11 protein-coding genes are annotated in these 13,288 nt (G+C 70.1%); all 11 read left to right on the plus strand.

From position 1 onward, the window contains the following. Positions 1-41: 41 nt before the first annotated feature. The 11 genes from ACGFYN_RS35850 to ACGFYN_RS35900 all read left to right on the plus strand — a co-directional run bounded on the left by ACGFYN_RS35850 (position 42) and on the right by ACGFYN_RS35900 (position 13,205). Positions 42-1,340, plus strand: coding sequence for a homoserine dehydrogenase (locus ACGFYN_RS35850; protein ID WP_393870213.1), 1,299 nt, complete (start codon positions 42-44; stop codon positions 1,338-1,340). 6 nt (positions 1,341-1,346) lie between these two features. Then, complete coding sequence (thrC, locus tag ACGFYN_RS35855) at positions 1,347-2,405, plus strand: threonine synthase (protein WP_393870127.1); 1,059 nt, start codon at positions 1,347-1,349, stop codon at positions 2,403-2,405. Between the two features lie 249 nt (positions 2,406-2,654). Beyond that, complete coding sequence (thrB, locus tag ACGFYN_RS35860; RefSeq protein WP_393870128.1) at positions 2,655-3,572, plus strand: homoserine kinase; 918 nt, start codon at positions 2,655-2,657, stop codon at positions 3,570-3,572. Between the two features lie 414 nt (positions 3,573-3,986). Continuing rightward, entirely contained in the window at positions 3,987-6,035 is a 2,049-nt protein-coding gene (rho, locus tag ACGFYN_RS35865) for a transcription termination factor Rho (RefSeq protein WP_393870129.1), read from the plus strand. A gap of 157 nt (positions 6,036-6,192) precedes the next feature. Continuing rightward, a complete protein-coding gene (locus tag ACGFYN_RS35870) occupies positions 6,193-8,028 on the plus strand; it encodes a trypsin-like serine protease (RefSeq protein ID WP_393870130.1) in 1,836 nt (611 codons plus the stop codon). Between the two features lie 203 nt (positions 8,029-8,231). Continuing rightward, positions 8,232-9,371, plus strand: coding sequence for an LCP family protein (locus ACGFYN_RS35875; RefSeq protein WP_393870131.1), 1,140 nt, complete (start codon positions 8,232-8,234; stop codon positions 9,369-9,371). Positions 9,372-9,540: 169 nt separating this feature from the next. Continuing rightward, positions 9,541-9,765: a 50S ribosomal protein L31 gene (rpmE, locus tag ACGFYN_RS35880; RefSeq protein ID WP_350835713.1), complete on the plus strand. Its 225-nt coding sequence runs from the start codon at positions 9,541-9,543 to the stop codon at positions 9,763-9,765. A gap of 104 nt (positions 9,766-9,869) precedes the next feature. Next, positions 9,870-10,946: a peptide chain release factor 1 gene (gene prfA / locus ACGFYN_RS35885; protein WP_393870132.1), complete on the plus strand. Its 1,077-nt coding sequence runs from the start codon at positions 9,870-9,872 to the stop codon at positions 10,944-10,946. 39 nt (positions 10,947-10,985) lie between these two features. Then, positions 10,986-11,831 (plus strand): peptide chain release factor N(5)-glutamine methyltransferase, encoded by an 846-nt coding sequence (prmC, locus tag ACGFYN_RS35890; RefSeq protein ID WP_393870133.1) that lies wholly within the window; start codon positions 10,986-10,988, stop codon positions 11,829-11,831. A 49-nt stretch (positions 11,832-11,880) separates the two neighbouring features. Beyond that, positions 11,881-12,528 (plus strand): L-threonylcarbamoyladenylate synthase, encoded by a 648-nt coding sequence (locus tag ACGFYN_RS35895; protein WP_393870134.1) that lies wholly within the window; start codon positions 11,881-11,883, stop codon positions 12,526-12,528. Then, positions 12,525-13,205 carry a protein-tyrosine-phosphatase gene (locus tag ACGFYN_RS35900; protein ID WP_393870135.1) on the plus strand — a complete coding sequence of 227 codons (681 nt, stop codon included), beginning with the start codon at positions 12,525-12,527 and terminating at the stop codon, positions 13,203-13,205. Before ACGFYN_RS35895 ends, ACGFYN_RS35900 begins: the two co-directional genes overlap by 4 nt. Positions 13,206-13,288 lie beyond the last annotated feature (83 nt).

Consider the following 13,288-nt stretch of genomic DNA (forward strand, 5'->3'; position numbering starts at 1 on the left):
CTGGTGCAACCGTAGCTGGTATGAGGAAACGAGGTCGGATGATGCGTACGCGTCCGCTGAAGGTGGCGCTGCTGGGCTGTGGGGTTGTCGGCTCAGAGGTGGCGCGCATCATGACGACGCACGCCGACGACCTCGCCGCCCGCATCGGCGCGCCCGTGGAGCTCGCGGGCGTGGCCGTGCGGCGGCCGTCCAAGGTGCGCGAGGGCATCGACGCCTCCCTCGTCACCACCGACGCAACCGCCCTCGTCAAGCGCGGCGACATCGACGTCGTGGTCGAGGTCATCGGCGGCATCGAGCCCGCCCGCTCCCTCATCACCACCGCCTTCGAGCACGGCGCCTCCGTCGTCTCCGCGAACAAGGCGCTGCTCGCCCAGGACGGCGCGGCCCTGCACGCCGCCGCGGAGGAGCACGGCAAGGACCTCTACTACGAGGCCGCCGTCGCCGGAGCCATCCCGCTGATCCGCCCGCTGCGCGAGTCCCTCGCCGGCGACAAGGTCAACCGCGTGCTCGGGATCGTCAACGGCACCACCAACTTCATCCTCGACAAGATGGACTCGACGGGGGCCGGCTACCAGGAGGCCCTCGACGAGGCGACCGCCCTGGGGTACGCCGAGGCCGACCCGACCGCAGACGTCGAGGGCTTCGACGCCGCCGCCAAGGCCGCGATCCTCGCCGGCATCGCCTTCCACTCGCGGGTGCGCCTCGACGACGTCTACCGCGAGGGCATGACCGAGGTCACCGCCGCCGACTTCCGTTCGGCGTCGGAGATGGGCTGCACCATCAAGCTGCTCGCCATCTGCGAGCGGGCCGCGGACGGCAGGTCCGTCACCGCGCGCGTGCACCCCGCGATGATTCCGCTGAGCCACCCCCTCGCCTCCGTGCGCGGCGCCTACAACGCGGTGTTCGTGGAGTCCGACGCCTCCGGGCAGCTCATGTTCTACGGCCCCGGTGCCGGCGGCGCGCCCACCGCCTCCGCCGTGCTCGGCGACCTCGTCGCGGTCTGCCGCAACCGGCTGAGCGGATCGACGGGGCCCGGCGAGTCGGCGTACGCCGCGCTTCCCGTGTCGGGCATGGGCGACGTCGTGACGCGGTACCACATCAGCCTCGATGTGGCCGACAAACCGGGTGTTCTCGCCCAGGTCGCCACCGTGTTCGCCGAGCACGGAGTGTCCATCGATACCGTTCGGCAGCAAGGCCGACAGGACGGGGGCGGCGAGGCATCCCTCGTCGTCGTCACCCACCGCGCGTCCGACGCCTCCCTGAGCGGGACCGTCGAGGCGTTGCGCAAGCTCGACACCGTGCGGGGTGTCGCCAGCATCATGCGGGTTGAAGGAGAGTAACCAGCAATGACCCACCAGTGGCGCGGAATCATCGAGGAGTACCGGGACCGGCTGCCCGTCTCCGACACCACGCCGGTCGTGACGCTCCGCGAGGGCGGCACGCCCCTCGTGCCCGCGCAGGTGCTCTCCGAGCGCACGGGCTGTGAGGTCCACCTCAAGGTGGAGGGCGCGAACCCCACCGGGTCCTTCAAGGACCGCGGTATGACCATGGCCATCACCAGGGCCAAGGAGGAGGGCGCGCAGGCCGTCATCTGCGCCTCCACCGGCAACACCTCGGCGAGCGCTGCCGCGTACGCGGTGCGGGCCGGCATGGTTTCGGCCGTTCTCGTCCCGCAGGGCAAGATCGCGCTCGGCAAGATGGGCCAGGCGCTGGTGCACGGCGCCAAGATCCTCCAGGTCGACGGCAACTTCGACGACTGCCTCACCCTCGCCCGCGCGCTGAGCGAGAACTACCCTGTGGCGCTGGTGAATTCGGTCAACCCGGTGCGCATCGAGGGCCAGAAGACGGCCGCCTTCGAGATCGTCGACATGCTCGGCGACGCACCCGACATCCACGTCCTCCCGGTCGGCAACGCGGGCAACATCACGGCCTACTGGAAGGGCTACAAGGAGTACGCCGTCGACGGCGTGGCCACGCGCACGCCCCGGATGTGGGGCTTCCAGGCGTCCGGCAGCGCCCCGATCGTGCGCGGCGAGATCGTCAAGGACCCGTCGACCATCGCCACCGCGATCCGCATCGGCAACCCCGCCTCCTGGCAGTACGCGCTGGCCGCGCGGGACGAGTCCGGCGGCTTCATCGACGAGGTGACGGACCGTGAGATCCTGCGCGCCTACCGGCTGTTGGCCGCCCGGGAGGGTGTCTTCGTCGAGCCCGCGTCCGCCGCGTCCGTCGCCGGTCTGCTGAAGGCCGCCGAGCAGGGCAAGGTCGATTCCGGGCAGCGCATCGTGTGCACGGTGACCGGAAACGGCCTGAAGGACCCCGACTGGGCCGTCGCCGGCGCCCCGCAGCCGGTCACCGTCCCGGTCGACGCCGTGGCCGCCGCCGAGCGCCTCGGTCTGGCCTGACCGGGAACTCCCGCCAAGGGGTGCACAGGGGGCTTACGGCACGCATCGTGCGCCTCCTGTGCGCCCTATGTCGCCACAGAAGCTTCCTTCGATAAGCTGTACCGAACCCGCCCGCCGCATATGCCTCCGCACATGGAGCATGTGGACGGTGCCGCGCCGCCTCAGCGGTCCGAGGGTCTCCGCGTACGTATCCGATGTCGTATCGAACGTCTTCGACCATCACGCAGCTCTAAGGAGAGTCATCGAGAGATGGCCGGTCCTGCATTCCGCGCCGCAGCCGTAAGGGTGCGTGTCCCCGCCACCAGCGCCAACCTCGGCCCGGGCTTCGACGCCCTCGGGCTCTCGCTCGGGCTCTACGACGACGTGGTCGTCCGGGTGGCCGACACGGGGCTGCACATCGACATCGCGGGCGAGGGCAGCGAGACGCTGCCGCGTGATGAGAAGCACCTGCTCGTACGGTCCCTGCGCACCGCCTTCGACCTGCTCGGCGGGCAGCCACGCGGCCTGGAGATCGTCTGCGCCAACCGCATTCCGCACGGCCGCGGCCTCGGCTCCTCGTCGGCCGCCATCTGCGCCGGCATCGTCGCCGCGCGCGCCGTGACCATAGGCGGCGAGTCGAAGCTCGACGACACGGCCCTGCTCGAGCTCGCCACCGAGATCGAGGGGCACCCCGACAACGTGGCGGCCTGTCTGCTCGGCGGTTTCACCCTTTCCTGGATGGAGGCGGGTGCCGCGCGCGCGATCAGGATGGACGCCGCCGATTCCATCGTTCCGGTGGTTTTCGTGCCCGGAAAGCCGGTCCTCACCGAGACCGCGCGCGGCCTGCTCCCGCGCACCGTGCCGCACGTAGACGCCGCAACCAACGCGGGCCGTGCAGCCCTGCTCGTCGAGGCCCTCACCCGGCGCCCCGAGCTGCTGCTGCCCGCCACCGAGGACCGTCTCCACCAGGAGTACCGCGCGCCCGCCATGCCGGAGAGCGCAGCTCTGGTGGAGCGGCTGCGGGCCGACGGAGTCCCCGCAGTCATCTCCGGCGCGGGACCCACCGTGCTCGCGCTGGTCGACGCGGACAGCGCCGACAAGGTGGCCGATGTGGCAGGTGAGGGCTGGGCCGCGAACCGGCTCGAGCTCGACGCGGAGGGGGCGAGCGTGCTGCCGCTCGCGACCTGACACACGGTTGCCGGATTTCGAGAGGGGGAATGTTTGTTGGATCCGGTAGTGTTAATCTCAAGTCTGCACCCGACCTCACCATGGCGAGGTGCTTCGTGTCCCAGTCCGGGACAGACATTCTTCCGGGAGCCTCCCAAGCCGCACTGTGTTCCGTACGAAGCACGCGGGCAGTACCTCGTACGCGAGCACTGAGCGACTTGCCGGGCACGCTCCGGAATCGGTGCGACCGAGCCACGTGACACCGACACTGGGTGCCACGGTCACGGCTCCGGGAAGCGCCATCCCAAGATATTGCCTCCGCCATCTTTGGCGGACCACCGCCCCGGCGCGGTCCAGACAGCAAGGACCGAAGCCGGAAGCACAACCGGTCGCCGAGCCAGACAGGCCGACGTCCGCTCCAGGGAAGGACCCTTCGTGAGCGACACCACCGATCTGATGGGCGCACGAGTCGAGGAGACTGCTGCCGCGCCCGCCACGGACGCCGCCGCGCCTGCCACCGGTGCAGGCTCCAGGCGACGCCGCGGTACCGGCCTCGACGGCATGGTGCTGGCCGAGCTGCAGCAGGTCGCATCCGGCCTCGGGATCAGGGGCACGGCGCGCATGCGCAAGAGCCAGCTGATCGAGGTCATCAAGGAGGCGCAGGCCGGGGGAGGTGCCGCCGCTCCGGCCAAGTCGGACGAGGCCGCCGCCGAGACCAAGCCCAAGCGCCGCGCCACTTCCAGGTCCCGCACGGGTGACGAGGCCGCCGCCGAGAAGAAGGCGGCCGCGCCGGCCGAAAAGGCCGTCGCCCAGCAGCAGATCGAGATTCCCGGCCAGCCGGCCGGCGGCCCCTCGCGCGATGCCGAGCGGGGCGGAGAGGACGCTCCCGCGGAGCGCCGCCGCCGTCGCGCCACCGCCGAGGCGGGCAGCCCCGAGACGGTCGCCGCCGAGGCGAAGAGCGAGCCGAAGGCCGAGACGCCCGCCGCGCAGAACGAGTCCAAGGGCCAGGGTCAGAACGACGCCAAGGGCGACGCCGGTGACGGCGACGGCCGTGGCCGCCGCGACCGCCGTGACCGCGACCGCGGCCGGGACCGCAGTGACCGCGGTGACCGCGGCGACCGCCGTGGGAACAAGGGCGACGACCAGCAGGGCCAGGGCGGCCAGCGCGGTCAGCAGAACCAGCAGCAGGGCGGCGGCCGTCAGGACCGCCAGCAGCGCGACAACGGCCCGCAGGACGACGACGACTTCGAGGGTGGCCGGCGTGGCCGGCGCGGCCGCTACCGCGACCGCCGTGGCCGGCGCGGCCGTGACGAGATGGCCGGCGAGCCGCAGCTCACCGACGACGACGTCCTGATCCCCGTCGCGGGCATCCTGGACATCCTCGACAACTACGCGTTCATCCGGACCTCCGGCTACCTGCCGGGCCCGAACGACGTGTACGTCTCCCTCGCCCAGGTCCGCAAGAACGGCCTGCGCAAGGGCGACCACGTCACCGGTGCGGTCCGTCAGCCCAAGGAAGGCGAGCGGCGCGAGAAGTTCAACGCGCTGGTCCGCCTCGACTCCGTCAACGGCATGGCGCCCGAACACGGCCGTGGCCGCCCGGAGTTCAACAAGCTGACGCCGCTGTACCCGCAGGACCGCCTCCGTCTGGAGACGGACCCCGGCATCCTCACCACCCGCATCATCGACCTCGTCGCGCCGATCGGTAAGGGCCAGCGCGGTCTGATCGTGGCCCCGCCGAAGACCGGCAAGACCATGATCATGCAGGCGATCGCCAACGCGATCACGCACAACAACCCCGAGTGCCACCTGATGGTCGTCCTGGTCGACGAGCGTCCGGAAGAGGTCACCGACATGCAGCGGTCGGTCAAGGGCGAGGTCATCTCCTCGACCTTCGACCGCCCGGCCGAGGACCACACCACGGTCGCCGAGCTCGCCATCGAGCGCGCCAAGCGTCTGGTGGAGCTGGGCCACGACGTCGTCGTGCTGCTCGACTCGATCACGCGTCTGGGCCGTGCGTACAACCTCGCCGCCCCGGCCTCCGGCCGCATCCTGTCCGGTGGTGTCGACTCGACCGCGCTGTACCCGCCGAAGCGCTTCTTCGGTGCGGCCCGCAACATCGAGGACGGCGGCTCGCTGACCATCCTCGCCACCGCGCTGGTGGACACCGGGTCCCGCATGGACGAGGTGATCTTCGAGGAGTTCAAGGGCACCGGCAACGCCGAGCTCAAGCTCGACCGCAAGCTCGCCGACAAGCGGATCTTCCCGGCGGTGGACGTCGACGCGTCCGGCACCCGTAAGGAAGAGATCCTGCTCGCTCCCGACGAGCTCGGGATCGTGTGGAAGCTGCGCCGGGTGCTGCACGCCCTCGACCAGCAGCAGGCGGTCGAACTGCTCCTCGACAAGATGAAGCAGACGAAGTCGAACGCCGAGTTCCTGATGCAGATTCAGAAGACGACGCCGACGCCCGGCAACGGCGACTGACGCGCGGTCTCCCGGAGTTCCAAGACTCTCCCAAGAAAGGCCTCCCCCCGTTCACTTCGGTGACGGGGGGAGGCCTTTCGGCGCTGATAGGGACGGGGCGCACTCTCGCGCCTCTCCTGTCACTTGTGCCCTGGGGGGAACACTCTTGTCCACAACCATGTCCGGACCTGGCCGTCACAGACGCCGGATACGTCTCGCGCTGCCCGTCGCCGCCGCCGGTGTCGCCGCGGCCGTCGCCGCCGCGCTGCTGAGCTCGTCGGCGAACGCCGCGACCACCGTGCCGACGCCCAAGGTCAAGCCCGCGACCAGCTCCGTCCCGACCGCCGAGCTGAAGCGGCGCATCACCGGCGCGCTCGCCACCGACGGCACCGCGGGCAAGGCCGCGCCGAAGTCGTCCCTCAGCGCGAGCACGACCGGCTCGACCGGCTCGACCGGCTCGACGGTGAGCCCGTACGTCGTCGGCGGCACCGACACCGCCATCGCCTCGGCGCCCTGGATGGCGCAGCTCTGGTACTACGACGACCGGGGCACCACCGACGAGAGCGACGACATCGGCTTCTTCTGCGGCGGCACGGTCGTATCGCCGACGAAGATCCTCACCGCGGCGCACTGCGCCAAGGACGAGTCCGGCAAGAGCTACAACTGGAAGGCGTACGGAGCCGTCGTCACCGGCACCTCGCAGCTGCCGACCACCGACAGCGCCGGCGACACCGACCTGCACGGCGGCACCGTCTCGCTGCCGCTCAGGCAGTGGAACCACCCGTCGTACAGCCCGGCGACGATCAACAACGACATCGCCGTCCTCACCCTCGCCGCCCCGGTCAAGGCCACGCCGATCCGGATGACGACGTCCGGCGACACCACCTCGTACGCGGGCGGCACCAGCGCCAAGCTCTACGGCTGGGGGCGCACCAGCTCCACCAGCCAGGACATCTCCGAGACGCTGAAGTCGGCCACGCTGACCATCCACGCCGACAGCACCTGCTCCGGCGTCTACGGCAGCGAGTACGTCAAGGGCCACATGATCTGCGCCGGCTCGCAGAGCGGCAGCGACAGCGGCACCAAGGCGGCCTGCAACGGCGACTCCGGCGGCCCGCTGGTCGTGAACAACCGCATCGTCGGCGTCGTCTCGTGGGGCGTGACGAACTGCGTGACCAAGGGCTACTACAGCGTCTTCTCCAAGGTGAGCACCTACGTCGGCGCCGCCTACGCGAACGTCGACGACGCCAATCTCAGCTACACCGACGGCAAGGCCGACCTGTTCGTGCGCAGCTCCTCCACCAAGGAGGCGTTCGAGAAGGACTCCAAGGGCAGCTCGTTCGCCGCGCGCGTGTCCCTGGGCTCGTACGACGGCTTCAACCTCGTCCTGCAGACCGACCTGAACCGGGACGGCTACCAGGACCTCGTGCTGCGCCAGAGCTCCACCGGCGACGTCTACTGGCTGCACTACGTGCCCTCGACCGGCTCGTGGTCCAAGACCAAGATGTTCAGCGCCTGGACGACGCGCACCCGCATCGTCACCCCGGGCGACGTCACCGGCGACTATCTGCCCGACGTCCTCTCGGTCGACTCCGCCGGCGCCCTGTGGATCTACCCGGGCAAGGGCAACGGCACCTTCGCCACCCGCGTGAAGGTCGGCACGGGCTGGAACCAGTACAACTCCCTGCGCGGCAAGGGGGACTTCACCGGCGACGGCAAGGCCGACCTGCTCGCCCGCAACAGGAGCACCGGCGACCTGTACCTGTACAAGGGCACCGGCAAGTCCGGCACGGGCGCCTTCTCGGCCCGCATCAAGGTGCGCAGTGCCTGGACGGGCTACAACGCCTTCGACGCGATCGGCGATATCAGCGGGGACGGCAAGGCCGACTTCCTGGCCCGCACGCCCGGCGGCACGCTCTACCTGTACAAGGGCACCGGTAAGGCCACCAGCGAGATCTTTGCCACAAGAGTCTCGGTCGGTACCGGTTTCCAGTCGTACGACCTGTTCGGCTGAAACCGCAGGTGAGTGCGTTACGCCTGTAAACGAACGTGACGCACTGTGCCCGGACGTCCACCGTCCGGGCACAGTGCGTTGTGCAACCCTTTCTCGGGTTTCTCCGTCTGACCGGATGGAGCGACGATGGTGCGGTACGACCCGTATCGACAGGCCTGTCCCTGGAATCAGGGGGTAACCGACCGGACGAGAACGAGGAGCACATGACCGCCGAGAGCACGCCGGATCCCGGCATACCGGAAGATTCCGGTACCAGCGGCCCGCGCAACAGCGCCAAGGGCCGCCGCCGCAAGCCCCGCAGCAGGCGCCGCAAGGGCCTTCTGATCACGGCCTGGACCGCCGCGGGGATCGTCGTGCTGGGTGGTACCGGAGCCGGATACCTGTACTTCAAGCTCAACGGCAACATCAAGAGCATCGACATCGACTCGGCCCTCGGCACGTCCCGGCCGACGAAGGTCGACAACGGCTCCGAGAACATCCTCGTGCTCGGCTCGGACTCCCGCGCCGGCAGCAACAAGAAGCTCGGCGGCGGCGCCGACGACGGCAGCGCCCGCTCCGACACGGCGATGATCGTGCACGTGTACAAGGGCCACAAGCGGGCCGGCGTGGTCTCCATCCCGCGGGACACCGTCGTCGACCGCCCCGAGTGCACCGACACCGGCGGCAACAGTCACCCCGCGGCGCAGGGCGTGATGTTCAACTCCGCCTATTCCACGGGCGGGGCCGCCTGCGCGGTGAAGACCGTCGAGTCCCTGACGGACATCCGCATGGACCACTACCTCGAGGTCGACTTCAAGGGCTTCCAGAAGCTCGTCGACGAGCTCGGCGGTGTCCCGATCACCACGTCCAAGGCCATCGACGACCGCGAGAGCCACCTCCACCTCAAGGCCGGCACGCACACCCTCGACGGTGAGCAGGCCCTCGGCCTGGTCCGCACCCGGCACGGTGTCGGCGACGGCTCCGACCTCGGCCGCATCCAGCTCCAGCAGGCCTTCGTCAAGGCGCTGGTCGACCAGGTCAAGCACCTCGGCGTCTTCACCAACCCGAAGAAGCTCTACGACCTCGCCGACACCGCCACCAAGACCGTGACCGCCGACTCCGACCTGGGGTCGGTGAACTCCCTGATGTCGTTCGCGGGCAACCTCAAGGGCATCAGCTCCTCGAAGATGACCATGGTCACCATGCCGGTGCAGTACGACCCGGCCAACCGGAACCGGGTCGTCGTCCAGGAGAAGAAGGCCGAGCAGGTCTGGACGGCCCTGAGGAACGACCGGACCATCCCGAAGTCGGCGACCGCCGGTACGGCCACGGGTGACGCGAAGGGCGTCGTCAGCGCCGGCTGAGCGGCACGGGGCCTAGCCCGGGGCCGCCCGAGACCTGTCCGGAATAGAACAGGCGAACCCCCGGTTTTGGGGGATGGCCCCAGTCCTGGCAGACTGGTACGTCGGCCCCGGTTCACGTTTCCGTATCCCGCGGATGCGACCCGGCGCCCTCCCGAAACTAGGAGACACCTTGAAGCGCGACATCCACCCCGAGTACGTCGAGACGCAGGTCAGCTGCACCTGTGGCGCGTCGTTCACCACCCGCAGCACGATCTCCAGCGGCACCATCCGCGCCGAGGTCTGCTCCGAGTGCCACCCGTTCTACACGGGCAAGCAGAAGATCCTCGACACCGGTGGCCGCGTGGCCCGCTTCGAGGCCCGCTTCGGCAAGGCTGGAGCCGGCTCCAAGAAGTAGCGGGCTTCCATTCGCCGGTCCACGGCCGCGCCCTCCACAGGCGCGCCGGGACCGGCGTTTTTGGTCGTCCGCCTTCCCTTCCTTCCGCATTTCAGGAGCCCAAGATGTTCGAGGCCGTCGAGGAACTCGTCGGTGAGCACGCCGACCTGGAGACGAAGCTCGCCGACCCGTCGGTCCACGCCGACCAGGCCAACGCGCGCAAGCTGAACAAGCGCTATGCCGAGCTCACCCCGATCGTCGCCACCTACCGCTCCTGGAAGCAGACCGGCGACGACATCGAGACCGCGCGTGAACTCGCCGCGGACGACCCGGACTTCGCCGCCGAGGTGAAGGAGCTGGAGAAGCAGCGCGAGGAGCTCACCGAGAAGCTGCGCCTGCTGCTGGTCCCGCGCGACCCCAGCGACGACAAGGACGTCATCCTCGAGATCAAGGCGGGCGCGGGCGGCGACGAGTCGGCCCTGTTCGCCGGCGACCTGCTGCGCATGTACCTGCGCTACGCCGAGCGCGTCGGCTGGAAGACCGAGATCATCGACGCCACCGAGTCCGAGCTGGGCGGCTACAAGGACGTCCAGGTCGCCGTGAAGACCAAGGGCGGCCAGGGCGCCACCGAGCCCGGGCAGGGCGTCTGGGCGCGCCTGAAGTACGAGGGCGGCGTGCACCGCGTGCAGCGTGTGCCGGCGACCGAGTCCCAGGGCCGCATCCACACGTCGGCCGCGGGTGTCCTGGTGACCCCGGAGGCCGAGGAGGTCGACGTGGAGATCAACCCCAACGACCTCCGCATCGACGTCTACCGCTCCTCCGGACCTGGCGGCCAGTCCGTCAACACGACGGACTCCGCCGTGCGCATCACGCACATCCCGACCGGAGTGGTCGCCTCCTGCCAGAACGAGAAGAGCCAGCTGCAGAACAAGGAGCAGGCACTGCGTATCCTGCGCTCCAGGCTGCTCGCAGCGGCGCAGGAGGAGGCGGAGAGGGAGGCCGCCGACGCCCGCCGCAGCCAGGTCCGCACCGTCGACCGCTCCGAGAAGATCCGTACGTACAACTTCCCGGAGAATCGCCTTTCGGACCACCGCGTGGGCTTCAAGGCGTACAACCTTGACCAGGTCCTGGACGGCGAGCTCGACGCGGTCATCCAGGCCTGCGTCGACGCGGACTCGGCGGCGAAGCTGGCCGCCGCATAAAGGCCGTACGCACGACCCAGTACGACACGGAGGACTTGCGTGAACCTGCTGCTCGCAGAGGTGGCACAGGCCACCCAGCGGCTGGCCGACGCCGGCGTGCCCTCGCCGCGCAACGACGCGGAGGAGCTCGCCGCGTTCGTGCACGGCGTGAAGCGGGGCGAGCTGCACTCCGTGAAGAACTCGGACTTCGACGCCCGCTACTGGGAGGTCATCGCCCGGCGCGAGCAGCGTGAGCCGCTCCAGCACATCACCGGGCGGGCCTACTTCCGGTATCTCGAACTCCAGGTGGGGCCGGGCGTGTTCGTGCCCCGCCCGGAGACCGAGTCCGTGGTCGGATGGGCGATAGACGCCGTGCGCGCCATGGACGTGGTGGAGCCCTGCATCGTCGACCTGTGCACCGGCTCCGGCGCGATCGCGCTCGCCCTGGCCCAGGAGGTCCCGCGCTCGCGCGTGCACGCCGTGGAGCTGTCCGAGGACGCGCTCCGGTGGACCCGCAAGAACGTGGCCGGCTCCCGGGTCGACCTGCGTCAGGGCAACGCCCTCGAGGCCTTCCCCGACCTCGACGGCCAGGTCGACCTCGTCGTCTCCAACCCGCCTTACATCCCGCTGACCGAGTGGGAGTACGTCGCGCCCGAGGCGCGGGACTACGATCCCGAACTCGCCCTGTTCTCCGGCGAGGACGGCCTCGAACTCATCCGCGGTCTGGAGCGGACCGCACACCGGCTCCTGCGCCCCGGCGGCGTCGTCGTCATCGAGCACGCCGACACCCAGGGCGGCCAGGTGCCGTGGATCTTCACCGAGGAGCGGGGCTGGGCCGACGCGGCCGACCACCCGGACCTCAACAACCGTCCGCGGTTCGCGACCGCCCGCAAGGCGCTGCCGTGACCGCCCACACCTTTTCCCGGACGTACGTGTACGAGGAGGCCCGCTAGACATGGCTCGGCGATACGACACCAATGACGCGACCGACCGCACGACCGGTCTGCGCGAAGCCGCGTCCGCCGTCCGCCGTGGCGAGCTCGTGGTCCTCCCGACCGACACGGTGTACGGCATCGGCGCGGACGCGTTCTCCTCGGAGGCCGTCGGCGACCTGCTGGAGGCCAAGGGCCGGGGCCGCAACATGCCCTCTCCGGTGCTGATCGGCTCCCCGAACACGCTCCACGGCCTCGTCACGGACTTCTCCGAGATGGCCTGGGAGCTCGTCGACGCGTTCTGGCCGGGCGCGCTCACCATCGTCGCCAGGCACCAGCCGTCGCTCCAGTGGGACCTGGGCGAGACCCGGGGCACGGTCGCCGTGCGCATGCCGCTGCACCCGGTCGCCATCGAGCTGCTGACCGAGGTAGGCCCGATGGCCGTCTCCTCCGCCAACCTCACCGGGCACCCGTCGCCGGAGACCTGTGACGCCGCGCAGGAGATGCTCGGCGACGCCGTCTCCGTCTACCTCGACGGCGGCCCGACGCCCGGCAACATCCCGTCCTCCATCGTGGACGTCACCGGCCCCGTGCCGGTGCTGCTGCGCGAGGGCGCGCTGTCGCCGGAGGAGCTGCGCAAGGTCGTACCCGACCTCGAGGTGGCCAATTGACAGCCCCTGACGCGGGGCGTGGCATAGGCAACTGGGAACGGGCGACGGAGATCACGACAACGTTTGTCGGGCTTCCACGCGACTGCTTCCGCATCCTCCACGTCAGCACCGGAAACGTGTGCCGCTCACCCATCACCGAGCGGCTGACCCGGCATTTCGTGACGCAACGCCTCGGCGTCCTGGGCGGCGCGCTGATCGTGGAGAGCGCGGGCACCTGGGGCCACGAGGGCGCGTCCATGGAGGCCAACGCGGAGCGGGTCCTCGCCGACTTCGGCGCGGACGCCTCCGGCTTCACCGGCCGTGAACTGCTCGACGAGCACGTCATCATGGCCGACCTCGTCCTGACGGCGACCCGCGACCACCGCGCCCAGGTCATCTCCATGGGCCACTCGGCGGGCCTGCGCACCTTCACCCTGAAGGAGTTCACCCGCCTGGTCCGCGCGATCGACCCCGCGACCCTCCCCCCGCTGGAGGACGGCGTGGTGGCGCGTGCCCGTGCCCTGGTTCGTGCGGCGGCCGCTCTACGCGGGTGGCTCCTGGCCCCGACGGCCGAGGCGGACGAGGTCTACGACCCCTACGGCGCACCGCTGACGTTCTTCCGCTCGATCGGCGACGAGATACATCAGGCCCTGGATCCGGTGGTGACGGCGCTGACGGGTGTGGCCGCGCGCGCTTGACGGGGCGCCATGAGCCGCCGGACGGCGTCCGGCGCAGCGGCTCGATGCCCGGGAGGCCCGCCAGGGCCGAGCGGTGCGAGAGG

Origin of the sequence: Streptomyces sp. NPDC048419 (genome assembly GCF_043200415.1) — a bacterium.
Lineage (GTDB): Bacteria > Actinomycetota > Actinomycetes > Streptomycetales > Streptomycetaceae > Streptomyces.

Excerpts from the sequence above, each read along its gene's own strand:
- ACGFYN_RS35850 (WP_393870213.1), top strand. The coding sequence starts at position 42 with ATGCGTACGCGTCCGCTGAAGGTGGCGCTGCTGGGCTGTGGGGTTGTC.
- thrC (WP_393870127.1), top strand. The coding sequence starts at position 1,347 with ATGACCCACCAGTGGCGCGGAATCATCGAGGAGTACCGGGACCGGCTG.
- thrB (WP_393870128.1), top strand. The coding sequence starts at position 2,655 with ATGGCCGGTCCTGCATTCCGCGCCGCAGCCGTAAGGGTGCGTGTCCCC.
- ACGFYN_RS35870 (WP_393870130.1), top strand. The coding sequence starts at position 6,193 with ATGTCCGGACCTGGCCGTCACAGACGCCGGATACGTCTCGCGCTGCCC.
- ACGFYN_RS35875 (WP_393870131.1), top strand. The coding sequence starts at position 8,232 with ATGACCGCCGAGAGCACGCCGGATCCCGGCATACCGGAAGATTCCGGT.
- prfA (WP_393870132.1), top strand. The coding sequence starts at position 9,870 with ATGTTCGAGGCCGTCGAGGAACTCGTCGGTGAGCACGCCGACCTGGAG.
- ACGFYN_RS35895 (WP_393870134.1), top strand. The coding sequence starts at position 11,881 with ATGGCTCGGCGATACGACACCAATGACGCGACCGACCGCACGACCGGT.